A 25,282-nucleotide genomic window follows, 5' to 3' on the forward strand; every position below is an offset into this window, starting at 1 on the left:
AATCATAAATAAAGCCGTACTTACAAATCAAAATAGTCTTTATTTTACAAAACGAATCGTAATGAAAGGGAAAGGTATTATAAACTTATTTTTTTTATGTCTGCTATTTCAATCCTGTAGCAACACCCGTTTTTTACCTGAAGGTGAATTGTTGTATACAGGTGCCGATGTTACTATTGAAAAAAATGACAGTACTAAGAAATCAAGAAAAGAACTCAAAAACAATTTAGAAGCATTAGTCAGACCCAAGCCCAATAAATCTATCTTAGGGTTAAAACCAAAATTATACATTTATAACCTTGCTGGAACTCCAAAAAAAGAAAAAGGATTGCGATACTGGCTTAAAAATAAAGTGGGAGAACCGCCTGTATTATATAGCCAAGTTGATTTAGAGTATAACAAAAGTGTCTTGCAAAACTACATTGAAAATAATGGATACTTTAACGGAAAAAGCAAAGCCGATTCAACACGTAGTGATAAAAAAGCTAGCGCTACATACACGGTAACTACAGGAAAACAGTATACAATTAATGAAGTAAAGTTCCCAATAGACTCCTCAAAAATAGGAATTGAAATACACAATACGCAACGAAGATCCAGATTAAAAAAAGGAGATCCATACAGTTTAGAGGTCATAAAAGAGGAAAGAATTAGGATAGATGCAAGATTAAAAGAAAAAGGTTTTTTTTACTTTAATCCTGACAATATTATTGTTCAAGTAGACTCAACTGTTGCAAAAAATAAAGTAGACCTCATAGTCAAAATCAAATCTGATGCATCAAAACTTGCAACAACACCTTACAAAATAAATAAAATAGTAGTGTTTTCTAATTATACTCTTGATGCTGAAAACAAAGCCCTAAAAATTGATACCATTAAAAAACAAAATGGACGCGCTATTATTGATCCCGAAAATTTATTTAAACCCCGCATTTTTGATAGAGCTTTGTATTTTAAAAAAGAGGATTTATACAACCGTACCAATCATAATTTATCTCTAAACAGACTAGTTAATCTTGGCGTTTTTAAATTTGTAAAAAATCAATTCAAAGTTTCGGATACTACAGGAAATTATCTCGATGCTTATTATTATCTAACACCATTACCTAGAAAATCTATTCAATTAGAGCTTTTGGGTAAAACCAATTCAGCCAATTATACCGGGACAGAATTAAACCTAAACTGGAGCAATCGCAACACTTTTAGAGGTGCTGAGTTGCTAACTATTTCAGCATTTGGTGGTGTTGAAGTACAAGTTTCTGGACAAAACAATGGCTTTAATGTATACCGTTTTGGTACTGAAGCTAATTTAATTTGGCCCAGAATTATCGCTCCTTTTAAATTTAAATCGCCTTCAGGTTTTGTACCAAAAACGAAAGCAACAATAGGCTATGAGTTTCAAAATAGAACAAAACTATATTCTTTGCAAACCTTCAAAGCCTCTTTTGGATACCTTTGGAAAGAAAACGAAAGAAAAGAACACCAACTTAATGTTAGTGAAATAACATACGCAAGTCCTCAGAATGTTACCGAATTGTATTTAGAAAAAATTGCAGAAAATCCATCTTTAAATAAAGTAATCGAAAAACAATTGATTTTTGGTCCTACCTATTCTTATACGTATACCAATACTACTCAAAAACGTAGAAAAAATACCTTTTACTACAAAGGAACTGTTGATTTAGCTGGAAATATTGCAGGATTAGCCACAGGTGCAAATGCAAAAAAAGAAGACCCAATTACCGTATTTGATGTTCCTTTTAGTCAATTTATCAAAATAGAAAATGACTTTAGGCATTATTATAAATTTTCAGAAAATTCCCAATTGGCAACCAGAATCATTGCGGGCGCAGGTATTGCATACGGAAATTCAAGAGAAATGCCTTTTATTAAACAATTCTTCATTGGCGGAACCAATAGTTTACGTGCTTTTAGAGCTCGATCTGTAGGACCAGGAAGTTTCAAAAATGAAAACCAAAATACAAATTCTTTTTTACCCGATCAATCAGGTGACATTAAACTTGAGTTCAATACAGAATATCGTGCACAAATTTACGGACTCGTAAAAGGAGCTTTATTTATTGATGCAGGAAACATTTGGTTATTACATGAAAATACAGAAAAACCAGGCGCTAAATTTTCGAATAAATTTATGAGTGAAATGGCCGTTGGAGCGGGTGCGGGATTACGCTTTGATTTGTCTTTTTTAGTATTGCGTACTGATCTTGCTTTTCCTTTACGAAAACCAAATTTACCCTCAGAGAACCGTTGGGTTTTAGACCAAATCAATTTTGGTAGTGGTCCATGGAGAAAAGAAAATTTAATTTTCAACCTAGCTATTGGTTATCCTTTTTAATAAACAAAAAAAGCACGAATCAACGTGCTTTTTTTGTAAAAAGATATTCTTGTGATTAATCCACAAGAAATAGTGCATTGCTAAATAAGAGAATTCCACTTTCCCAAAAACCTCTAAACAAGGGATTATCAATCATGTATACAACGGATCCAGCCCCTTTTGATTCTACTGCAAAACTTACTGTATTATTTAGTTTTTTCTTGATTTTACTACCTACAAATCCGTAACTTTTGTAATCAGTAGGAACATATATTACATTAGATGCATTTTTTAATAATGAATAGCGTTTATCATCTGTTTTTAAACTAAAATAGCGATCTCCTAGTCCAAAACTTAAAGGATGTGATTGATCTAATTTATTTTCAATGATTGCTCCTGGAATTGCTTTAGAAATAAACCTACGCTCTGCATTTTGATAATCAAGTGTTCTTTCTAATAAAACATCCTCATCAGCCTCTTTTTCTGCTAAAAGTTTTTCTTCTTCTGTTGCAAATGGTGTCAAAGCGTAACCTTCTTTTCCATCAAAAAGGGAAATAGCATTATTCATGGCGATCACTTTTCCGCCATTGTTAATCCATTCTGATATTTTTTTTTGCTGTGCCTCAGAAAAATCATAATAGCCATCTGCTAAAATCATTGTATTATACGAAGCCAAATTCAATCTGTTAAAATTATTGGTTTCAACAACACTCACAGGATATCCTAATGTTTCTTGCATATAATACCAAGTGGCTCCAAACTCTGTTGGACTCACTCCTTTTCCAGAAAGTAATACCACTTTCGGAGCTTTTAAAAGACTAAAATTTTCACCACCAATATCCCTAGCATTCGATGAAAAACCTGTTGAAATAGTATTAAAATCAGATTTGTCTTTGATTAAATTAGAAATGGTTTGTTCAAAATTTGATATTTGTGGATTATCCGTTTTGGTCACTATTAATCCTCCCGGAGCTACAGTAACAGTGCCAAAAATGGCTTCTTTTGCAGCTGTTCTAACTTTAATATTATTTTGATGTAAAACCGATAAAACTTGCGCTGAAACTCTGTTATTCCAAGGAATATGAAAAGCATATACATTTTTTGAAACTTCACGAACTGGAGTTTTTACGGATGTCTTAGTTGAAATGGCTACATCATTTTTTACAGCATAACCTTGAACTCCATAAGCAAGTGGCAAAGCCCAAGCCGTTATGTCATAGGACAAACTATCATTTAGTTTTTGATTGGGTTCAAAAAGAATTTGTGTCAATACTGCCTTTGGTTGATCCACTTTTACAATTAAATCATTAGGTTCTATTGTAAAACTGGTTTCCTTCTTTGTGGTATAATTGTAACCTATTGTTTTTGCACTTGCTACAGCAAAACTAAATTCAATTTTGTTTTTTGAAAGTAAATCAGTCATTTGAACTAATTTTGGATTGCTTTTCATGACATACGTTTTGTAAGCTCCCTTAACTGTTTTTCTGGAATTGTTCATAAATCCACGAAAACCCTTTAGTAATTCCTCTGCTTTATTAGAAGCCGACTCGACTACTGTTAGAACCGCAGTTGCATGATGTGCTACTCTATCTTTAATGGTCAATATAGATCCATTACTCATTTGTATTGCGCGCCCAGCTCCTATTCCGCCCTGTTCTAGGGTCATACCCACAGCTCCGTTGTACGTAGGATAAGTATCGCCGTAACTTGGGTAAAACAAGTCAAAACGTTCTCCTGTGTTGTACATCCAGTTTTGCGCATCAAATTTTTTAGAAATGTTTTGACCTAAAGTTTGGTGAAAATCCCGCTGATATTTTTCAATAAATTCATGTAAAGGTTCAGCTGACGGAGGAAAAAAATAAGGAGAGTCATACCCCATTTCATGTACATCAGTATGAACTTGAGGCATCCACTGGTGGTACAAAGCAATGCGTTGTTGAGACTCTAGCTGTGTTTGCCAAGCCCAATCTCTATTTAAATCAAAAAGATAATGATTGAATCTTCCGCCTGGCCAATCCTCCATGTGTTCTCTATCGGATAGTTCAGGATGTGTTTTCTTTCCGGAAATTTCTCTTAGCCAATTACCGTATCGAGAATATCCATCGGGATTAATACACGGATCTAGAATTACAATGGTATTCTCTAACCATTTTTTGGTTGTTGTATTGGAAGGATTTAGCAATTCATAAGCAACAGTCATCGCACTTTCTGTTCCAGCAAACTCATTGCCATGAACATTAAAACTCAACCAGACAATGACTTTATCACCTACAGTTTGATTTTTCTTTGGCGAAAGCCCAATTGATGCCAGATTATTTGTCCTGATTTCTTCAAGATTCGCTAAGTTTTCTGGGGTTGAAATATAGTAAACATTTAAATCTCTTTGCTCAGCCGTTACTCCGTATTTATGTTTTACAATGGCAGAAGAATTATCAATAAGCTGTTTGAAATAGTTTTCAACTTGATGGTAATGCGAAATTTGCTTGCCATAGTTAGGCAAATATTGCTCAGGAGATTGAATTTGAGCATACGCTTGCAGCACCATTACTGCACTGAACAAAACTGAAAAAACGATTTTTTTCATAGAATTAAAATTAGTTATGCTCCAAATTTAACTATAAAATTGGTTTTCTACAATGCACCTTTAATTAAGGAAATGAAAAAATTGAAAGTACTATTGCTCCAAAAGATATCGAAATGTACGATGTTTCAATTTTAATAAAAATGAATAAAAACGACATTCTCATTGTTAAAAAAGCACTTTTTGGAGTTCAGAAATTCGTTTCGTTGCAACATTCTATTATATTTGCAGTAAACAAAATTAAATCTAGATGGAAGAATGTATCTCTGTTTTTGACATGCTAAAGATTGGTGTTGGTCCTTCAAGTTCTCATACATTAGGCCCTTGGAGAGCAGCTGAACGCTTTTTAGAAGAACTAAGAACTGAAAATTTACTCTCAGCTGTGAGTCGTGTACAAATAGATTTATACGGTTCACTTTCCTTAACTGGAAGAGGCCATGCAACAGATTTAGCAGTCATGCTAGGATTAAGTGGCCAAGATCCAGAATACATTCCCGTTGAAAATATCGATAGCATCATTAAATCTATCGAAAATAAAAACGAAATCAATTTAGGGAACGAAAAAAACATTCCTTTCTATTTTTTACAAGACATTGTTTTCAATAAAAACTTCCTTCCCTTTCATGCAAATGGGTTGACCTTTACAGCATTTCTAACTGACGATTCAAACTACACAGCTACATTTTATTCCATAGGTGGTGGTTTTGTTGTAAAAGAAGAACGCACCAATGCTAAAAAGAAAACACAAGTAAAATGTGCATTTCCCTATCCGATTGATAAGGCATCTGAATTACTAGAAATTTGTACCAAAGAAAAAAAATCAATCTCAGAAATTGTTTTTGAGAATGAGAAATCAATGCGCACTGAGGAGGTAATTGATCATGAACTCATGCGCATTTGGAAAACCATGCTAGAATGTATGTACATCGGTTGCCACTCTGAAGGGATTCTCCCAGGCGGACTCAATGTACGCAGACGCGCCTTTGATATGCATCAAAATTTAATTGGCTTGGCAAATTATGATTCGCCACAATCTTGGTTAGAAGAAATCAGAAAAACGGAGGTGAAATTTCGTCAAATTCTAAAATGGGTTTCTTGTTTTGCACTGGCCGTTAACGAAGTTAATGCTGCTTTAGGTCGCGTAGTTACTGCCCCTACAAATGGTAGTTCTGGAGTAATTCCAGCAGTTTTAATGTACTATTTAGTAATAGAAAATCATAACGCAGGCAACACAGAAATCAAACAATTCTTGATGGTGGCTGGCGAAATAGGCAGTATTTTCAAGAAAGGTTCTACAATATCAGCTGCTATGGGTGGCTGTCAAGCAGAAATAGGAGTATCATCAGCTATGGCAGCGGCGGCACTTTGTGAAGTAATGGGTGGCACACCTGAGCAAGTACTTATGGCTGCCGAAATTGCAATGGAACATCACTTAGGTTTAACTTGTGACCCAATAGGAGGCTTAGTTCAAATTCCGTGTATTGAACGCAATACTATGGGAGCCATCAAAGCCATTAATGCTGCTGAACTTGCTCTTGAAACTGATCCAAAGAATGCAAAAGTTCCATTGGATAAAGTAGTTGACACGATGTGGCAAACTGCTAAAGACATGAATAATAAATACAAAGAAACATCTGAAGGTGGACTTGCCATTGCAGTAAACATGGCTGATTGTTAACCTTGAAATAAATATTTAAGCTACAATAATAAACTCATAAACAAATTCTAAATGAAATTAGCTTCAATTGACAATAAAACCAGAGATGGACAATTAGTTGTTGTAAATAAAGATTTAACAAAAGCAGTTACAGTACCCGAAATTGCAGCAACAATGCAATACGCAATTGATAACTGGAAAGAAACAGAAACTAAATTAGAAAGTGTTTATAATGACTTAAACTCTGATAAGTTGCCTAATGCGTTTCACTTTTCTTCTGTTAGAGTTTTAGCGCCAATTCCTCGAGCGTATCATTGGGCTGACGGGAGTGCTTATGTAACTCACGTAGAACTAGTCCGCAAGGCTAGAAATTCTGAATTACCCGAATCTTTTTGGACAGATCCTTTAATGTATATGGGAGCTTCTGACGCATTTATTGGAGCGAATGATGACATTGAAATCGAAAATGAAGATTGGGGTATTGACTTTGAATCTGAAGTAGCTGTTATTACAGATGATGTTCCGGCAGGAACTAATTCAGAAGATGCTTTGAAACATATTAAGTTAATTACCATTATTAACGATGTATCTTTACGTAATTTAATACCAAATGAGCTTTCCAAACAATTTGGATTCTATCAATCTAAACCTTGGACATCATTTGCTCCTGTGGTTGTAACTCCAAATGAACTTGCTGACAGCTGGAAAAATGGAAAACTTCATTTGCCACTACATTCAACCTTAAACGGAAATCTTATTGGTTCTCCAAATGCTGGGATTGATATGACTTTTGACTTTGGTCAATTAGTTGCACATGCTTCTAAAACTCGTTCATTAATGGCTGGAACAATTATTGGTTCAGGAACAGTTGCAAATCAAGGAAGTCTCAATGGTTCAAGCTGTCTAGCAGAGGTAAGATGTTTAGAAATAATAAAAGATGGAAAAGCATCTACTCCATTTATGAGTTTTGGGGACAGAATAGAAATTGAAATGAAAGATAATGATGGTAAGTCAATTTTTGGTAAAATAAATCAAATTATAAAAGAGTATAAAAAATAACTGTTGTAAAAAGGCATTTGGCAAGTTTGGGTTTTAAAGATGATTTTTTCTTTCAAGTTTAGTTTTTCATTTTAAAAAAAAGTTTTCATAATACCAAACTTGCCAAGAGCCGAAACAGTGCGTTACTTTTTGTGATGATTTTAATTATACTTTCTCATAAATTAATACCTATCAAGATCATGAAAATCAACTGGACAATACTTATTGGATTAGCTATAGTGATTCTAGTTTTAATTTGTTTTTTGATAAGAAAAAACAATAAAGACAAAAAAGACTATACTGATTTCTTAAACCAAGATTTTAAAAAACAAGAAGAACAAGAGTCCGACTTAAACGATGAAAGTTACTAAGTTTTTTTAAACAACAACTTTAATTGATACTACTTTCTATTTGAGTACCATTCGACCAAAAAAACTCTCAAAATCATCTATTATTTTAGGCGAGTATCAATTAAATGGATGATTTTCCAATTTGAAGTTTCGGCAACCTGATCTCTAAACAAGGTGAATGAATTAACTCCTTTGTGACTCAGTTTGCCGTTAATATAAAATTCATAAGGCGTCCAGACGTGCGCTAAACTTCCTTCTATTTGAACTGCAAAAGTCAATATTTTTTCATGAAATACTGTTCCTTTTGGGATACTAGCTATTGATTTAAAAAACGTATCTGGATCGCTATTCTCTAATTTACCACTTCCTTCTTTTTCTGAAATGGTTTGTAAAATCATTTTTTTATCACAAAGAGATTTTAACGTCATCGTATCTTTGGCATGAAAAGCCATGAAAAATTTTTCAATTGCATTTTGCGCTTCCTTATTTTGTGCTTGAATACAGTTACTTACAACTAGAAAAAATAATACAATAATAGTTCTCATAGCAGATGATTTACGAGTTTTTGAATAGAAAAACTTTAGTTAGACATTAAAGAATAAAAATATTCATTTTAGTACCTTTACAAACTTAAATATAAAATTATGTCTGTAGCTAAAAAAGATTATAAAAGAATTACAACTAAATCGTTGATTGAAATGAAAGCCAATGGCGAAAAAATTTCAATGCTAACAGCTTATGATTTTACAATGGCAAAAATTGTAGATACAGCAGGAATTGATGTGATTCTTGTAGGTGATTCGGCATCAAATGTAATGGCGGGTCATGAAACGACATTGCCAATTACACTTGACCAAATGATTTACCATGCTTCATCTGTTGTGCGCGCTATAGAAAGAGCACTTGTTGTGGTTGATTTACCTTTTGGAAGTTATCAATCAGACCCAAAAGAAGCCTTACGATCTGCTATTAGAATCATGAAAGAAAGTGGTGGTCATGCCGTAAAACTTGAAGGTGGTAAAGAAATAAAAGACTCTATAAAAAAAATATTGAATGCGGGAATTCCGGTTATGGGACATTTAGGTCTTACGCCGCAATCAATTTATAAATTTGGTACATATACCGTTCGAGCCAAAGAAGAAGAAGAAGCAGACAAACTAATAGAAGATGCTCAATTACTTGAAAAATTAGGCTGTTTTGCATTAGTTCTTGAAAAAATACCAGCTCATTTAGCCGAAAAAGTAGCGCAAAGCATTTCTATTCCGGTTATCGGTATTGGTGCTGGTGGAGGTGTAGACGGCCAAGTACTTGTAATTCATGACATGCTAGGGATGAATAATGAATTTAGTCCACGTTTTTTAAGACGCTATATGGATTTATACAAAGAAATGACAGCTGCTATCGGGCAATATGTTGCTGATGTAAAGTCAAGTGATTTCCCTAATGCAAACGAACAATATTAAATATAGACTACTTAGATTATCAGACTATTTAGATTGTTAGAATAAAAAAATGAAATGCATCGATTTAAAGATTTAGAAATTTGGAAAAAAAGTAGATTTTTTTGTTCAAAAATTTACACAGTGACTTCGTCTTTTCCTAACGAAGAAAAATTTGGACTAACAAATCAATTAAGAAGAGCTTCTGTTTCTATTCCTTCAAATATAGCCGAAGGATCGTCTAGGCAATCAAATAAGGACTTTACACGATTTTTAGAAATTGCCATCGGTTCAGCATATGAAATTGAAACACAAATTCTTATTTCATCCGATTTAGGTTTCATCACTCCGCAAGATTTAATAGAATTAACAAATATGTTAGAGGAAATTATTAAGATGACTTCAATGTTTAGAGCAACTTTATTATAGTCTTTCTTAATTTTTATTGTTTTTAGACGGCAAAAATTGTTTAGAATCTAAACATCTAACAAAGTCTAACTTGTCTAAAAATCTAATAATCTAACAATCTAAAAAATCCAAATGAAAATAGTTTCTGATAAAAATAATTTGCAAATTCTACACGAAGACAACCACTTAATTGTGGTTAACAAACGTGTGGGCGATATTGTGCAAGGCGATAAAACGGGTGACAAACCTTTATCTGATGTGGTTAAAGAATACATCAAAGACAAGTACAACAAACCAGGAGAAGTATTTCTAGGAGTGGTACATAGGCTTGACCGACCTACAACAGGAATTGTAGTTTTTGCAAGAACCAGCAAAGCGTTGACTAGAATGAATGAGTTGTTTAGCAATCGCGAGACTCAAAAAACCTATTGGTGTGTGGTAAAAAATAAACCCTTACATGATGCAGATAAACTGGTACATTATTTAAAAAGAAATGAAAAGAACAACAGCTCAAAAGCACATTTAAAAGAAGTTCCTGACAGCAAATTAGCTAATTTAGATTATAAAATCATCAAGGAACTCAATAATTATTATGCGTTAGAAATAAATCTTCATACCGGCAGACACCACCAAATTAGAGCCCAACTCGCTGCCATAAATACGCCCATAAAAGGGGATTTAAAATATGGTTTTGACAGAAGTAATCCAGACGGTGGAATTCATTTGCACGCCCGAAAATTAGTATTCACTCACCCAGTCTCTAAAGAAGTAACTACTATTATTGCTCCCACACCAAATGATGTAATTTGGAATGCCATTTAATGAGCACTTCATGAAATTTAAAGCGTAACAAATTTGATACTTATGCTACTAACACCAAGAGAAGAATCTTGTAGATTTCTATGGTAAAGACCTTTTGCGATATTTTGTTTCTAAAATAATACTGTAATATTTAAAATCTAAATTGTGAATCAATCTGACATAAGTACTCGTAAAGAATCTTTGAAAAAATTACTGCAAGTCATCATAAACCATGAAGAAGCAATAATAAAAGCTTTGTATGATGATTTTAAAAAACCTGCTTTTGAGGCTGTTTTAACTGAAACTAATTATGTTATCAGCGACTTAAAAGAAACTATTAAAAATATAAATTCTTGGGCAAAGCCAAAAAAAGTTAGGTCTTCCATACTTAATTTTCCTTCCTCAGATTATATTTACAGTGAACCTTACGGACATGTTTTAATTTTAGCTCCTTGGAATTATCCTTTTCAACTCGCCTTATGTCCTCTTGTAGCAGCTGTAGCCGCAGGAAATAAAGTAACACTAAAACCCTCTGAGCTTACTCCTAATACTTCGCACATCATTTCAAAAATTATTAGTGAAGCCTTTGCCGTAAAAGATGTCGTTGTCATAACTGGCGATGCCACCGTGGCAACACAATTATTGAGCAAACGTTGGGATTATATCTTCTTTACAGGAAGTGTTCCTGTAGGGAAAATTGTCGCTCAAGCAGCTGCTGTTCATCTTACACCGGTTACCTTAGAACTAGGAGGAAAAAGCCCTTGTATTGTAGATGAAACGGCTGATTTACAACTTAGCGCGCGCCGAATTGTATGGGGAAAAATCATCAATGCTGGACAAACCTGTGTAGCACCTGATTATATTTTGGTTCACCAAAAAGTAAAAAAAGAATTCACAACTTATTTGATTCAAGAAATTGAAAAAGCACTAGGTACAAATCCTGAGCAATCACCAGACTTTGCTCGAATTGTAAATTTGAAAAACTGGCAACGTTTAAAAGATTTATTAGATAACGAAACCGTTTTATTCGGAGGACAAACAAATAAAGATTCCCTATACATTGCCCCTACTTTACTTGATGAACCTAAAAGTACAAGTCCAGTAATGAATGAGGAAATTTTTGGTCCAATATTACCTATCCTATCTTACCAAACTACTTCAGATTTGGAAAGAGTAATAAAAAGTTATGAAAAGCCTCTAGCTCTTTACATTTTTAGTACTAATAAATCATTCACTGATGAAATACTTCAAAAGTATTCATTTGGTGGAGGTTGTGTCAATGACACCGTTGTACATCTGGTAAACAATAGATTGCCATTTGGTGGTGTAGGTCATTCAGGAATGGGTGCCTATCACGGTAAATTAAGTTTTGATATTTTTTCGCATAAAAAAGCAATTGTAAAACGAGGAACATGGCTTGACTTACCTTTGCGCTATGCTCCTTACAATGAAAAACTAAAAACGATTCGGAAATTTTTAAAACTGATGTAAAATTTTTAAACTTTAAACTAATTAATAACCAATAACCTATTTTAAAATGAATGCACCTGTTAAAAAACGTATGGACGAAATTAAATCACAAGGCTACAACATTGATTTTGGCGATGTATTTAATCAAACTATAGAAAACTATAAAAAAATTGCTATGTATGGCGGTCTAGTACTCTTTATGTTTTTTGTTGTTTTTATATTGGGACTTGCTGGAATTTTCGCAGTAATTTTTGGAACCGATGAAGCATTAACTGTTTTAAAAGCCGAAGATTTTAAACCTGAAAACTTGGACCTTTACGGCTTATTGATTTTATCCTTAATAAGCATTGCAATAGGTACACTAATAAGTCCTTTTATAGCTGGATTATTTAAAATGGCTCACAACGCAGATAAAGATGAAGAATTTCATGTATCAACTATGTTTCATTATTACAAAGCACCTTATTTTCAAGAAATTATCATTGCTACATTTTTAATTGCTGTAGTAGATAGTTTCATTCGTGGAGTAATAAACTATGCAGAAATACCCGTTTTAGGCGCCGTATTATCAGCTATATTATCATTATTCACTTTTTTAACTATTCCTTTAATAATTTTTGGAAATTCAAAGGCGTTGCACGCCATAGAAACTAGTATAGTTATTGTTGCTAAACAACCATTTATGTTGTTCGCACTCTTAATTGTGGGTGTTATAGCAGTTTTCTTAGGATTTTTTGCGTGTTGTATTGGGATTCTTTTTACTATTCCGTTTATTTATTCCATGAGCTATATCATTTACAAATACATCATTGGTTTTCCAGAAAATAAAGAAGAGGAAGTATCTACAAATTTTGAAACTCTGTAATAAAAAATAAAGCCAAAATTGATTTTGAAATCGATTTTGAAATCAATTTTGGCTTATTCAAATAAAAGTAGTAATTTGTTGTTTTTTATTTAATAAAATAACTAACTCAATTTAAGAAAATTTGAATCATTACTGCGGATACTTACCCTCAATCCCATTAAGCTACCTTTCAACAAGTTGGTTCACAACAACTATTTCAAGTAAATTAATGATGCTTTTTGATAAATTAGCAGTAGATAATAATTTATTTCGGGTAATTAATCCATTTATCTTTTTATTGTTTTTTTTGCTAATTTTTAAATTCTCAAAAATTAGAACTTTATTGTATCCGGGATATATTAAAAATTACCCTCTTAAGGATTCAAAGAGTGAAGAATATCAACTGTATTTTTTATTTTTGGGTTTAGTTATACCCGTTTTAGAAATTGTATTCGAAATATTTAAAGTAAGAACAAAAAGTCTTTTAATACCTAACTTAATATTAGGAAGCCTTTTATTTTTGATTTATTTCCTAAGTCTTAAATCAAAATATATTTATCATTACATCCAAAAGATTTTTAGAGTTGCATTCCTAATATCGTTTGTTGTTATTTCACGAAATTTAATACTATTTCCAAATGATAAAATTCCCTTTGTCGCATACATAATTACATTCTTTTTCTCCTATTCTATTATAAAATCTCAAAAATGGTATTGGTTTTTTATTAGTTTAAATTTTATCTATATATCTACTCTTTTATTATTTGAAATCATCCCTTTTGACTCAGCTGTTCTACTCTTTAATTATTGCATTATAGTTGTTATCATTAATTATATTAGACATCTTTCAATAATCAACTTAAAAAGTAAACTGTCATTTCACAATCAAATTATAAACAAGGGAAACTCTCTGGTTTTGGCAACAAATGTAAAAGGAGAGGTTGTTTTTTGTAGCGATAATATAGTTTCTATTTTAGGATATACTGTAGAGGAAGTATTGGGTTATGGATATTGGGAACGCACTGGTGACTATGATTTATATAATGAAAAAGAAATTCAAGACTTTATAGATGATAAAATATTTGTAAGAAAATTAAAATGTAAAAATGGAGAATACAAATACATTCAATGGAATGATAAAAAATTCTCAAATAATTTAATCATAGGAATTGGCCAGGATGTTACAAAAGAAGTTCTGATTCAAGAGCAATATAAAAATGCAATTGAAGGGGCTATTGATTTAATTTATGAAGTGGATTATAAAGGTTATTTAACTTTTGTTAATGATTTTACAATCAAAGCTCTGGGTTTTGATTCAAATGAACTCATTGGACAGCATTTTTCCAAATTCATACATACTGACTATTTAAATGAAATAGTTCTATTTTACTCTAGATTAGATAAATTTGAAAATCATTTCCCTACTATTGAGTTTCCTTTATTCAAAAAGAATCAGAAAAAAATATGGATCTCTCAAAAAGTAACAGTCCGAAAAAATAAAGATGGAAAAATAGTAGCTTTCTCTGCAATTGCGCGAGACATTACAATACTAAAAAACATTAAAAAAAATACAAAAATAAGACATAAAAAAGTAAACGAATATAACAGAACAATTACACAATTGTCTACTACCAATTTTAGCAGCTATGTCAATTTAGAAACTCGATTAATGAAAGTACTAGAAACTGCATCTATCGTGTCTAAATGCGATCGCGTGAGTTACTGGAAATATGAAAAGGACCAAATTAAGTGTCAAAATTTATACAATTTAGAAAGCCAAACTTTTGATAAAGGTACTATATTAGAAAAAAAAGATTATCCTATTTACATTGATTCCATTCAAAGTAAGAAACAAATTTGTGCATCTAATGTTTTTAAAAAGCATGAATTATCAGAGTTTATAGAAGAGTATTTTTTAGTATTAAATATAAAATCTGTACTCGATATTCCATTTTTTATTGATGGTGATTTAATAGGAATAGTATCTTTTGAAACCATAAAAAATAAAAGAAAATGGGATAATGAAGATATCAATTTTGCAAGAGCAATTGCAGATATCATATCATTAACATTAATATCACAAAGTAGATTTGAAACAGAAAAAAAATTAGAGTACAAAAGTGAATTACTATCTGCAATGACACTTTGTACTGAAAAGTTTTTAAAAAGTAATAATATTGATGCTATTTTCTCTGATGTTTTAGTGATTATGGGGAAAGCGACAAAATCACACAGGACTTATTTTTATGAAAATAATGATATAACAAAAACGATCAGTCAAAAATACAGATGGATTATACAAAATGACACATTAAATGAAGTCAATCAAAAACTACAGGAGCTGCCTCATAAATATTTTGAAGAATTACTAACTCCCTTGTTATCCAATAGTATTTACACTGCTGTAGTACCCCAAATTGAAAACACATCTCTCCGACAGAAATTAGAAAGTATTAACGTTTTTTCCATCATTCTTTTTCCAATTTTTGTGCGGGATAAATTTCACGGTTTCATTGGTTTTGATGATACAGAGACTGAAAGATTTTGGTCTGATGATGAAATAAATATTTTGCAAACATTAGCTCAAAACATTAGTTTTTCATTAGAGAGAATTACAAATGAAAATGCAATTTATGAAAGCGAAGAAAAATTTAGGTTGCTTGCCAATAATATTCCAGGAACTGTTTACCTCTCTAATTATGATGCTAAGAGTACAAAAATTTATATTAATGATGAAATAGAGAATCTTACAGGTTATGACAAGTCAGATTTCTTAAGCAATAAAGTTTTATTTATAGATTTGATTCATCCAGATGATAAAATTAAAACTATCGAAGCCCAAAAAAAAGCGATCGACTCAAAAAAACCAATTCACCTTACCTATAGAATTATTCATAAAAAAAACCATATTGTATGGGTTGAAGAGTTTGGCGATACTATTTACAAAAACGGAAAAATTGTATTTATAGAAGGTATATTTATTGATATCACCGAAAGAAAACAAGCCGAAACAATTGTTAAAGAAAAAGAACTTGCCGAAGCAGCAAATAAAGCTAAATCAGATTTTTTGGCAAATATGAGCCACGAAATAAGAACTCCCTTAAACGGTATTATAGGTTTTACTGATTTGTTAATGAGTACAAATCTAGGTGAAACTCAGGGAAAATACATGACCACAATAAGTCAATCAGCACATTCATTACTAAATATTATCAATGATATTCTTGATTTTTCTAAAATTGAAGCTGGAAAACTCGAGTTGTATTTTGAAATTTGCAATTTAAAAGATATGCTTTTGCAAGTTTTTGATTTGATACACTATGAAGCAAACCAAAAAAAACTACACCTAGATTTAATTGTAGACAAAGACATTCCTTTACATTATTTGATAGACAGTGTTCGATTAAAGCAGGTACTTATCAACTTACTTGCCAATGCAGTAAAATTTACTGATACTGGATCAATAAAATTAATTGTTTCTGCAGTAAAACCTATAAGTAACGGATACGCAACAATTCGTTTTGCAGTAGTTGATACTGGTATTGGGATATTAGAAGAAAATAAAAAGAAGATCTTTAAGGCTTTTTCACAAGAAGATGGATCCACTACTAGAAAATTTGGAGGTACAGGACTTGGATTAACAATATCCAATCAATTATTAGGTCTTATGAACAGTCAATTAAAGCTAGAAAGTGCTGTCAATGCAGGAAGTACTTTTTATTTTGACCTGAAGTTAAAAGTTACTGATAACGTCATTAAACATAAACATTTAGTAAAAAATAGCCCTAATATTAATAACAATCCCAAATTAGTAAACGATTTAAATATTAAGGTAATACATATTTTGATAGCAGAAGATAACAAAGTAAATATGTTACTCTTAAAAACCATTTTAAAAAATGAACCCTATCAAACTCAAATCCATGAAGCAATCAACGGTTTAGAGGCTGTTAAAAAATTTGAAAACACTCCAATTGATATTATTTTTATGGATATACAAATGCCTATCATGAATGGATACGAAGCCTCTCAATGCATTAGAAACTTACAAAATGGAAAAACAGTTCCTATAATAGCCATAACTGCAGGTACAGAAAAAGAAGAAAAAGAAAAATGTATTGCTTCTGGGATGAATGATTACATATCAAAACCAATTATAAAAGGAATAATAGGCGACACTATTACAAAGTGGATAATCCAAAATAAAAAGTAATGTTGCTAATGTTAAAATAATATGTAATTTTAAATTTTAAATCAATTAATTAAAAAAATAATTTATGAAATGGAGTGGCAGACGTTCAAGCGAAAATTTTGAAGACAGAAGAGGAATGTCTTCTGGTGGAAAAACTATAGTAGGCGGGGGAATAATAGGTATTGTTATCCTTTTACTAAATACTTTTGGTGGAGAAAATGCTCAAATGATAACACCTATTCTTGAGCAAATGAATCAAGGACAAAGTGCACCCACAGAAAAAAGAGCCTTAACCGCTGAAGAAATAGAAGAAGGAAAATTTGTTGAAGCTGTATTAGTTGATTCAGAGGATGTATGGGATAAAATTTTTAAGGATAATAATATGCAGTACAAAAGACCTAAATTAATTTTATTCACACAAGGAGTAAATACAGAATGTGGAAGCGCAACCTCGGCCTCTGGACCATTTTATTGTCCTGCAGATCAAAAAGTGTACATGGATTTAACATTCTTTAATGAGTTGAAAACTAAATTTGGTGCTCAAGGTGGTGATTTTGCAACAGCCTATGTAATTGCGCATGAGATTGGACATCATGTACAAACCTTACTTGGAACTTCGTCTAAAATGAGACAAATGCAAGAAGGCAAAAGTCAAGCTGAAGCAAATGCATTATCTGTGGCTCTAGAATTACAAGCAGATTTTTATGCTGGCGTTTGGACCCATTACAATCAAAAAATGAAAAATATTCTTGAAGAAGGCGATCTAGAAGAAGCATTAAGCGCCGCTCACGCTGTAGGTGATGATGCTATTCAAGCCAAAATGCAGGGGCATATTGTTCCGGAATCCTTTACTCATGGAACTTCGGCTCAAAGAAAAGCTTGGTTTATGAAAGGTTACAAAACTGGCGATATCAAACAAGGTAATACTTTTGAAGAAATTAATTAATACATTATGGCATGTAGTATTGCAACTGCATGCCATATTTTTTCTATTGGACTTGATCCAAAAATAAATTGGCAGGTTTGACTCAAAAATGTTCTTATTAGTGAAAAGAACATCATTTTTAAGGAATTGTTATCTAATTATTGTTTTCATTTTCATCATTATATAGTGTTTTCACAAGCAACAAAGTGATTAAAAAGCCTATACAAAACCCTCTTTGTACTGTAAAACAGTACTTTACACAAGTATCTTGAACAAAGAAAATCTATCAATCAAGAGATATCAAAAAAAATGACATACCTTTGCACCAAATTAAAGGAGCAAAATATATAAATGTGTTTGCTTCGTAAATACAATTTATGTCATTCAATTCATTAGGTTTATCTGATTCTTTACTCAAAGCAATCAGCAAAAAAGGGTACACTACCCCATCTCCAATTCAACAAAAAGCAATACCTCCAATACTTAAAGGCCAAGATGTTTTAGCATCTGCTCAAACTGGAACAGGAAAAACAGCAGGTTTTACGCTCCCAATATTGCAATTGTTATCTCAAACACAACCCGTTCGCAATCGTCCAATTCGATCGTTGATATTAACACCTACAAGAGAATTGGCAGCTCAAATATTAGCAAATATCAAAGAATACAGCGAATTTTTAGATTTAAAAAGTACGGTTATTTTTGGTGGAGTAAATCAAAATCCACAAGTAACACAATTACGTCAAGGCATTGATATTCTGGTAGCAACACCAGGAAGACTTATAGACTTACACAATCAAGGTTTAATTTCACTTGCAAAAGTTGAAATTTTAGTACTTGATGAAGCCGATAGAATGCTGGATATGGGATTTTTACGTGATATTGAAAGAGTATTGAAAGTTTTACCTCAAAAAAGACAAAACTTACTTTTCTCTGCAACTTTTTCAAAAGATATCAAGAAACTAGCAATGGGAATTCTTCAAAATCCTATTCAGGTTGAAGCAACTCCTGAGAACACTACTGTTGATGCCATAACCCAACTTATTTATCCTGTTGCCAAAGAGAAAAAAACGGAATTAATCATAAAACTGATTACCGAAGGTAACTGGAAACAAATTTTAGTATTTACAAGAACCAAACAAGGTGCTAATAAACTAACTGAATTTATGAATGATGCTGGCATTAAAGCAGCTGCAATTCACGGAAACAAAGGTCAAGGCGCTAGAACAAAAGCTTTAGAAGGTTTTAAAAATGGAAGTTTAACGGCTCTTGTTGCAACAGATATTGCTGCACGTGGATTAGATATTCCATTATTACCTCATGTTGTAAATTTTGAATTACCTAATATTCCGGAAGATTACGTTCATAGAATAGGTAGAACAGGTCGTGCTGGTGCAAATGGTAAAGCAATTTCATTGTTTAGTCCTGATGAGACTGTTTTTTTAAGAGATATCGAGAAATTAGTTGGGTTAACAATCCCAAAAGAAAATATAAAAGGTTTTGAGCCGGATCCTAACGCATCAAAAGAGCCTATTAAACAAGGCCAAGGTAGAACACAACGTTTTTCTGCACCCAAACAACCAAAAGTAGATGCTGCCAAAAAAACAAATAATTTTGGAAATAGACGTACTACTAGCTCAACCAACGAAAGACGAGTAAATAGGTAATTACTATATGAAAACCTATAATTACTAGAAACAATAAAGACCGTAAATCAAAACATGATTTACGGTCTTTTTATTTGATTACGCTGATAATCTTTAAGAATGAAAAAATAATGATTTTTGATAAAGATTTTTGACACAAAAAATCCGCTATTCAAATTAGCGGATTTTATATTTTGATCGTTATTTACGAGACAAATAGTCTACTACATTAGCTTCAATTCTTGCATCAATGTTAGTGATATCTGCTTTTATAAACTTTTCACCTAGAATGTTTTCATACAATTCTATATATCTTTCAGATACAGATTCTATATAATCATCAGACATTTCAGGAATTTGTTGTCCCTCAAGTCCTTGAAAACCATTTTCTATCAACCACCTTCTTACAAACTCTTTTGACAATTGTTTTTGTTCGGTACCATTATTTTGACGGTCTTGATATCCATCTGCATAAAAATAACGAGATGAATCTGGTGTATGTATTTCATCAATCAACACAATTTTGCCTTCTTTAGTTTTACCAAACTCATATTTGGTATCCACCAAAATAAGACCTCTACCCGCTGCAATCTCTGTGCCTCTTTGATACAAATCTCTGGTATACTTTTCTAAAACAAGGTAATCCTCAAGAGATACAATACCTTTACTTAAAATTTCTTCTCTTGAAATATCGGCATCGTGCTCTCCATTATCTGCTTTAGTTGTAGGTGTAATTATTGGTTCAGGAAATTTATCGTTTTCTTTTAAATCATTAGGCATTGAAACGCCACAAATTTCTCTTTTACCAAGAGCATATTCACGAGCCGCATGTCCTGAAAGATAACCTCTAATAACCATTTCTACCTTAAATGGCTCACATAATTTCCCAACAGCTACATTTGGATCTGGTGTATCAAGCAACCAATTTGGCACAATATCCGATGTTAGTTCCATAAATCGGGTAGCAATTTGATTTAAAATTTGACCTTTGTACGGAATTCCTTTTGGTAAAACCACATCAAATGCAGAAAGTCTATCAGTAGCAACCATAACCAATAGTTCATCATTTATGGTATATACTTCTCTTACTTTACCGCGGTAAACTGCTTTTTGATTGGGGAAATTGAAATTTGTAGTTGTAATTGTGTGGCTCATTTTTTTAGTTGTGTGTGTGTGTTTATATTGTAGCTGCAAATTTAAAACTATTTCATAAAGTATAGCAATGAATACCTCATTCAATTGTTTGATATTACAGGAAAACTATTTTTTGAGTAAGGTTTGATTGAATAAATCTAAAATCCTGCTGTACTCATCAACCCATGAATACGTTTCTTTGAATCCGTGTGCTTCAACAGGAAAACTAGCTAAACTCCATTTTTTCTTACCCAATTCAATAAAACGCTGAGACAAACGAACAATATCCTTATACTCTACGTTATCATCAACCATTCCGTGCAACATCAATAAATTTCCTTGAAGATTATTTGCAAAATATATTGGAGAACTTTTTTTATACGCATCTGGATCCGTTTCAGGAAAATTTAAAATATTACCCGTATAACCGTGGTTGTAGTGTGCCCAATCTGTAACTGAGCGTAATGCTGCACCCGATGCAAATTCGCCCGGCGTAGTAAGCATTCCCATCAGGGTAATAAACCCTCCGTATGAACCTCCGTATATTCCAACTCGAGCTGGATCAATACCTAAATTGTTTACTAAGTATTTTTTGCCATCAATTTGATCTGTTAAATCTTTCCCTCCCATAAAACGGTAAATTCCGGTTCTTAAATCGCGCCCGTAGCCGTCGCTACCTCTGTAATCAACATCCAAAACGGTGTATCCTAAATCGACCAAAAGGTTGTGAAACATATATTCTCTGTGGTAAGAACTCCAGAAATTGTGTGCGTTTTGCAAATATCCTGCACCATGAACGAAGATAACCGCTGCTTTGTTTGCATTTGCAGCTTCGGGTTTATACAAACGTGCATTTACAGGAGTTCCATCTTGTGCTGTAATAGTGATCACTTCAGGTTCGCGCCAAGCGTATCCGTTGAAAGCTGATGTAGTTGAATTCGTAATTTGTTGCAACTTTGGATTGGTAGTATTTGGACCAATAAATAATTCCCAAGGTTTATTTTTGAAAGAATAACGAACTAACAAAGTACTTTCGTCTGGAGAAAGTGATACTTCATAAGCTCCATCTTTTACCAAAATAGGCTGTAAAACTGGTTTATTCGAATCTAATTTGTAAAAACTTCTGTTTCCAGGATGCGTTGTTGTGGTAGTCAAGTAAAATGTCTTTTCGTCTTTGGCCAATACCGCAGAGCGAACTTCCCAGTTGCCTTTTGTGAGTTGCGATTTATTTTTACTTTTTAAATTATAAGAGTACAAATGCGAATAACCCGAGGCTTCTGATTGAAAATAAATAGTTTCATTATCTGCTAAAAAACCAAGTGTCCCTCTCCCAAATGCGTTCGAAGGAATTCCAGGCCCTCCTATCCAAGCTTCATCGTGTTGGTGTTCTATTTCTTCAAAAGTTCCGTTTTCTAAATTCAAACTCACAATCCAACGGTCTTTGTTGTCTTGGCTGCGAATGTCGCATACCGCAAAAGTTCCTTCGTCATTGTAAACGGGTTCTTGTACCACGATTAACTTATCCTTTTTATCCGCAGGTTTTGTAGCAGGATAATCAGCTAAATATTTAGGGACATCTTGAATGTGGCTTAATTTTGAAAAATTAACAAAATAAACCGAATCCTTTACCACGTTGTAAATTCCGAATTTGGTATTCACAAAATTGGCCGTTGACACTTTTTCTTTGGTGTTTTCAATATCATTATAGCCATCATCGGTGATAAAAACTTCCATCTTCTCCGACTTTCGTTCTGCATCCTCCACTAATCGAAAAGTAGCGTAGGTTCCTTTTGGATGCGCTTTTAAACTTCCTAAAGTGTTTTTTCCGTAAAAATAAGGTTTTGCAAAATCCGATTTTGTTGTTTTGGCTGCATTCCATTTTTTCAACGCCTCTTGATCTCTAACAAATTGGAACAACTCCGTTTGCTGTTTTTTCAAGAACGATTCTTTTTCTGTTGCTTGCTCCTCTCCTCTTCCTTTTCGGAAATTGGTCAATTGCACCACAGATCCTTCTTTTTGATTGTATTGAAAAATATTATCTCCTTGTCTAAAAAACAAAACAGCCGACTCAGAACCCAATTGTAAGTTTGCAATTGGCGTGCTCATTTGAACTAGCTTCTTAGTTGTTTTCGATTTTGCATCGTAGGAAAACAAACGCCCTTTGTCTAAATAAAAAGACAAATCAGAGTTATTTGCTTTTTTTAAATCCATTCTCGAAAAGCTGGCTTGGGCTGCTGTTGCTAATTCGGGCTTACTCATTCCTTTTTTCCAGAAATAAGTTGAAGTTCCTAATTCGTTATTGGGATTCCATTCAAAGAATACTTGTTGCCCATCTACAGACCAACGTTCGCCTTCGGGTGAAACACCAATAAAGCCATTACCTTTCATAATTTCTTCCATCTTAAGCTTTTGCCCTTGCATAGACGAAAAGCAAAGCACTCCAAAAAGCAAAAGTATTTTTTTGTTTATCATAGTTCGTTTTTTTTTAGTTTAGTTTTTTAATTAGTAACCGGCAGTAATACGTGCTCTTTTAAATGTTTTGCAACACTTTCTTGAACATTATCCCCTATCACTTCTAAATGAGCCAATTTGGTTTGAAGGCTTTCAGGTGCATTGCCCATAATTTTTCCTTGAGCGGCAGCGCATAACATTTGCTCATCATTATATCCGTCGCCAAACGCAATTACATTTTCGAATTTCAAGTTCTCTAATTCTAGGATCTTGTCAATTGCTGTCTTTTTATCTACCGATTTCTCCATAAACTCTAAGCAATACGGCAAACTAAAGGCATGACTGAAACGCCCTTCGTGCTGTTCTAAAATTTGTTCCCGCAATTCTAAAAGCTTGCTGTGTTTGTGATGGGTAAAAAATACTTTAATAGCCGTAAAATCCTCAAGAGTTGCAAAATCAACTAGTTCAGGATGGTAATGAACCTCTGGCTGAAAAGCATTTAGTTGATCGTTGTGCTTATTTGTCAACCATACTTTTTCTCGAAAGAGTACCGTAGTAATTTCAGGATCAACTGCTGCTGAAAGAAGCGATTGAACGGACTCACTGGGCATATTTACCGAAAAAAGTAATTCTTGATTGAGATCATGAATTCGTGCTCCATTTGATGTAACCAAATAAAAAGGCAATTCAAGTTTGGACACGATGGGCAGTGCATCTAAATGATGGCGTCCTGTTGCTATGACAATTAAAAAATTTTGGCGGTGTAACTCTTGAAAAACACTCTTGGTGTAGGGTGCAATTTGGTGGTGTTCATTTAATAGCGTACCGTCGAGATCTGTGACCACGACTTTTATATTGTGTTGTAAACCCATTAGTAAAAAAGACGTTTTTATTCTTTTCAAATTTATTGCATTTTTCATAGAAATAAAAAGATTGCAACAGCTTTTATTGATGATTTTAAAATGGAATATCGAACACTGTTAAAATTCAAAAAGCGTTTTTGATTTCACTTGAATCAAAAACGCTTTTTTATCACAATGGCGTCAACCACTAAGTTAATCGTTGTTCTCGATCATTTTATAGGCATCTATTACTTTTTTAACCAAACGATGACGCACAATATCTTTATCATCTAGGTAAATAATTCCTATTCCATCAATATCTTTTAAAACTAACAAAGCTTCTTTAAGTCCAGATATGGTTCGCCTTGGTAAATCTACCTGACCCGGATCACCAGTAATCATAAACTTAGCACTTTTACCCATACGCGTTAAGAACATTTTCATTTGAGAATGCGTTGTATTTTGAGCTTCATCTAAGATTACAAAAGCATTATCAAGTGTTCTACCCCTCATGAAAGCAAGTGGAGCAATTTGAATAATGCCTTTTAAAATATAATCTTCTAATTTTTCATTAGGCAACATGTCTCGTAGCGCATCATACAATGGCTGCATGTATGGATCCAGTTTTTCTTTCATATCGCCGGGTAAGAAACCGAGATTTTCTCCAGCTTCAACCGCAGGTCTAGTCAAAATAATTCTTTTAACCTGTTTTTCTTTCAATGCTTTCACAGCCATGGCAACACCAGTATATGTTTTCCCTGTTCCTGCTGGACCTACTGCAAAAACCATATCGTTTTTTTCAAGCGTATCAACAAGCAACTGCTGGTTAGGAGTCATGGCTTTAATTATTTTGCCACCCACACCATGTACTAAAATTTTGTCACTCCCTTGAAATTTGCGATCTTCTTGTGCATCTCCCATAATAACTCTTTCAATAACATTATTATCTATGTTGTTGTAACGCGTAAAATGAAGCATCAATCGCTGAAATCGTTTTTCAAATTCGTCTAAAACTTCCTTTTCACCAAAAGCCTTGAGTGTAGTTCCTCTTGCAACGATTTTTAATTTTGGATAATATTTTTTTATGGATTCAAGATGAGTGTCTTGAGCGCCCCAAAAGTCTTTTGGAGCGATGTCTATGAGCTCAATTATTCTTTCGTTCAAGTGGTTGT

The 25,282-nt window shown here is 32.9% G+C and carries 18 protein-coding genes; 12 read left to right on the forward strand and 6 right to left on the reverse strand.

Annotation, left to right across the window (positions count from 1 at the left end; all coding sequences use genetic code 11):
• The first annotated feature begins 61 nt into the window (after positions 1-61).
• A complete protein-coding gene (gene tamL, locus IQ05_RS08545; RefSeq protein ID WP_144892000.1) occupies positions 62-2,356 on the forward strand; it encodes a translocation and assembly module lipoprotein TamL in 2,295 nt (764 codons plus the stop codon).
• Between the two features lie 55 nt (positions 2,357-2,411).
• On the opposite strand, the gene IQ05_RS08550 is transcribed toward tamL, so the two are convergent.
• Complete coding sequence (locus tag IQ05_RS08550; protein ID WP_144892002.1) at positions 2,412-4,919, reverse strand: M14 family metallopeptidase; 2,508 nt, start codon at positions 4,917-4,919, stop codon at positions 2,412-2,414.
• Between the two features lie 247 nt (positions 4,920-5,166).
• Between IQ05_RS08550 and IQ05_RS08555 the strand changes: the two genes are divergently transcribed.
• The 3 genes from IQ05_RS08555 (at position 5,167) to IQ05_RS15410 (ending at position 7,982) form a co-directional block, all read left to right on the forward strand.
• Positions 5,167-6,594: an L-serine ammonia-lyase gene (locus IQ05_RS08555; protein WP_144892004.1), complete on the forward strand. Its 1,428-nt coding sequence runs from the start codon at positions 5,167-5,169 to the stop codon at positions 6,592-6,594.
• Between the two features lie 51 nt (positions 6,595-6,645).
• Positions 6,646-7,632, forward strand: coding sequence for a fumarylacetoacetate hydrolase family protein (locus IQ05_RS08560; RefSeq protein ID WP_144892006.1), 987 nt, complete (start codon positions 6,646-6,648; stop codon positions 7,630-7,632).
• A 179-nt stretch (positions 7,633-7,811) separates the two neighbouring features.
• Entirely contained in the window at positions 7,812-7,982 is a 171-nt protein-coding gene (locus IQ05_RS15410; RefSeq protein ID WP_167496934.1) for a hypothetical protein, read from the forward strand.
• An 80-nt stretch (positions 7,983-8,062) separates the two neighbouring features.
• Here IQ05_RS15410 and IQ05_RS08565 read toward each other — a convergent pair whose 3' ends face one another.
• Positions 8,063-8,506, reverse strand: a complete 444-nt coding sequence (locus tag IQ05_RS08565) for a nuclear transport factor 2 family protein (RefSeq protein WP_144892008.1) — start codon at positions 8,504-8,506, stop codon at positions 8,063-8,065.
• Positions 8,507-8,605: 99 nt separating this feature from the next.
• On the opposite strand from IQ05_RS08565, the gene panB reads away from it, so the two are divergent.
• From panB to IQ05_RS08605, 8 genes are all read left to right on the forward strand, one after another.
• Complete coding sequence (gene panB / locus IQ05_RS08570) at positions 8,606-9,424, forward strand: 3-methyl-2-oxobutanoate hydroxymethyltransferase (RefSeq protein ID WP_144892010.1); 819 nt, start codon at positions 8,606-8,608, stop codon at positions 9,422-9,424.
• A gap of 54 nt (positions 9,425-9,478) precedes the next feature.
• Positions 9,479-9,829: a four helix bundle protein gene (locus IQ05_RS08575; RefSeq protein ID WP_144892012.1), complete on the forward strand. Its 351-nt coding sequence runs from the start codon at positions 9,479-9,481 to the stop codon at positions 9,827-9,829.
• A gap of 111 nt (positions 9,830-9,940) precedes the next feature.
• Complete coding sequence (locus IQ05_RS08580; RefSeq protein ID WP_167496935.1) at positions 9,941-10,630, forward strand: RluA family pseudouridine synthase; 690 nt, start codon at positions 9,941-9,943, stop codon at positions 10,628-10,630.
• A gap of 141 nt (positions 10,631-10,771) precedes the next feature.
• Positions 10,772-12,100 (forward strand): aldehyde dehydrogenase, encoded by a 1,329-nt coding sequence (locus IQ05_RS08585; RefSeq protein WP_144892016.1) that lies wholly within the window; start codon positions 10,772-10,774, stop codon positions 12,098-12,100.
• 46 nt (positions 12,101-12,146) lie between these two features.
• Positions 12,147-12,944 (forward strand): DUF2189 domain-containing protein, encoded by a 798-nt coding sequence (locus IQ05_RS08590; protein WP_144892018.1) that lies wholly within the window; start codon positions 12,147-12,149, stop codon positions 12,942-12,944.
• 895 nt (positions 12,945-13,839) lie between these two features.
• Positions 13,840-17,136 carry a PAS domain S-box protein gene (locus tag IQ05_RS08595; protein ID WP_158634581.1) on the forward strand — a complete coding sequence of 1,099 codons (3,297 nt, stop codon included), beginning with the start codon at positions 13,840-13,842 and terminating at the stop codon, positions 17,134-17,136.
• Between the two features lie 64 nt (positions 17,137-17,200).
• A complete protein-coding gene (gene ypfJ, locus IQ05_RS08600; RefSeq protein WP_144892022.1) occupies positions 17,201-18,061 on the forward strand; it encodes a KPN_02809 family neutral zinc metallopeptidase in 861 nt (286 codons plus the stop codon).
• 356 nt (positions 18,062-18,417) lie between these two features.
• Positions 18,418-19,704 carry a DEAD/DEAH box helicase gene (locus tag IQ05_RS08605; protein WP_144892024.1) on the forward strand — a complete coding sequence of 429 codons (1,287 nt, stop codon included), beginning with the start codon at positions 18,418-18,420 and terminating at the stop codon, positions 19,702-19,704.
• A gap of 180 nt (positions 19,705-19,884) precedes the next feature.
• Here the strand turns inward: IQ05_RS08605 and IQ05_RS08610 are convergent, their stop codons facing one another.
• The 4 genes from IQ05_RS08610 to IQ05_RS08625 all read right to left on the reverse strand — a co-directional run bounded on the left by IQ05_RS08610 (position 19,885) and on the right by IQ05_RS08625 (position 25,274).
• Positions 19,885-20,838 (reverse strand): phosphoribosylaminoimidazolesuccinocarboxamide synthase, encoded by a 954-nt coding sequence (locus IQ05_RS08610; RefSeq protein WP_144892026.1) that lies wholly within the window; start codon positions 20,836-20,838, stop codon positions 19,885-19,887.
• A 105-nt stretch (positions 20,839-20,943) separates the two neighbouring features.
• The gene (locus tag IQ05_RS08615) at positions 20,944-23,289 is read right to left on the reverse strand and encodes a S9 family peptidase (RefSeq protein ID WP_144892028.1); all 2,346 of its coding nucleotides are present in this window, start codon (positions 23,287-23,289) and stop codon (positions 20,944-20,946) included.
• Positions 23,290-23,315: 26 nt separating this feature from the next.
• A complete protein-coding gene (locus IQ05_RS08620; protein WP_244289551.1) occupies positions 23,316-24,170 on the reverse strand; it encodes a Cof-type HAD-IIB family hydrolase in 855 nt (284 codons plus the stop codon).
• A gap of 153 nt (positions 24,171-24,323) precedes the next feature.
• Complete coding sequence (locus IQ05_RS08625) at positions 24,324-25,274, reverse strand: PhoH family protein (RefSeq protein ID WP_086455520.1); 951 nt, start codon at positions 25,272-25,274, stop codon at positions 24,324-24,326.
• Between the last annotated feature and the right edge of the window lie 8 nt (positions 25,275-25,282).

The sequence above is a fragment of the Flavobacterium tiangeerense genome (assembly GCF_007830355.1).
Lineage (GTDB): Bacteria > Bacteroidota > Bacteroidia > Flavobacteriales > Flavobacteriaceae > Flavobacterium > Flavobacterium tiangeerense.

Bases quoted from the DNA above. Each gene is read 5' to 3' on its own strand.
- IQ05_RS15410 (WP_167496934.1), top strand. From the start codon at position 7,812: ATGAAAATCAACTGGACAATACTTATTGGATTAGCTATAGTGATTCTA.
- ypfJ (WP_144892022.1), top strand. From the start codon at position 17,201: ATGAAATGGAGTGGCAGACGTTCAAGCGAAAATTTTGAAGACAGAAGA.
- IQ05_RS08605 (WP_144892024.1), top strand. From the start codon at position 18,418: ATGTCATTCAATTCATTAGGTTTATCTGATTCTTTACTCAAAGCAATC.
- IQ05_RS08590 (WP_144892018.1), top strand. From the start codon at position 12,147: ATGAATGCACCTGTTAAAAAACGTATGGACGAAATTAAATCACAAGGC.
- IQ05_RS08615 (WP_144892028.1), bottom strand. From the start codon at position 23,289: ATGATAAACAAAAAAATACTTTTGCTTTTTGGAGTGCTTTGCTTTTCG.
- IQ05_RS08565 (WP_144892008.1), bottom strand. From the start codon at position 8,506: ATGAGAACTATTATTGTATTATTTTTTCTAGTTGTAAGTAACTGTATT.
- IQ05_RS08555 (WP_144892004.1), top strand. From the start codon at position 5,167: ATGGAAGAATGTATCTCTGTTTTTGACATGCTAAAGATTGGTGTTGGT.
- IQ05_RS08550 (WP_144892002.1), bottom strand. From the start codon at position 4,919: ATGAAAAAAATCGTTTTTTCAGTTTTGTTCAGTGCAGTAATGGTGCTG.
- IQ05_RS08610 (WP_144892026.1), bottom strand. From the start codon at position 20,838: ATGAGCCACACAATTACAACTACAAATTTCAATTTCCCCAATCAAAAA.
- IQ05_RS08560 (WP_144892006.1), top strand. From the start codon at position 6,646: ATGAAATTAGCTTCAATTGACAATAAAACCAGAGATGGACAATTAGTT.
- panB (WP_144892010.1), top strand. From the start codon at position 8,606: ATGTCTGTAGCTAAAAAAGATTATAAAAGAATTACAACTAAATCGTTG.
- tamL (WP_144892000.1), top strand. From the start codon at position 62: ATGAAAGGGAAAGGTATTATAAACTTATTTTTTTTATGTCTGCTATTT.
- IQ05_RS08580 (WP_167496935.1), top strand. From the start codon at position 9,941: ATGAAAATAGTTTCTGATAAAAATAATTTGCAAATTCTACACGAAGAC.
- IQ05_RS08575 (WP_144892012.1), top strand. From the start codon at position 9,479: ATGCATCGATTTAAAGATTTAGAAATTTGGAAAAAAAGTAGATTTTTT.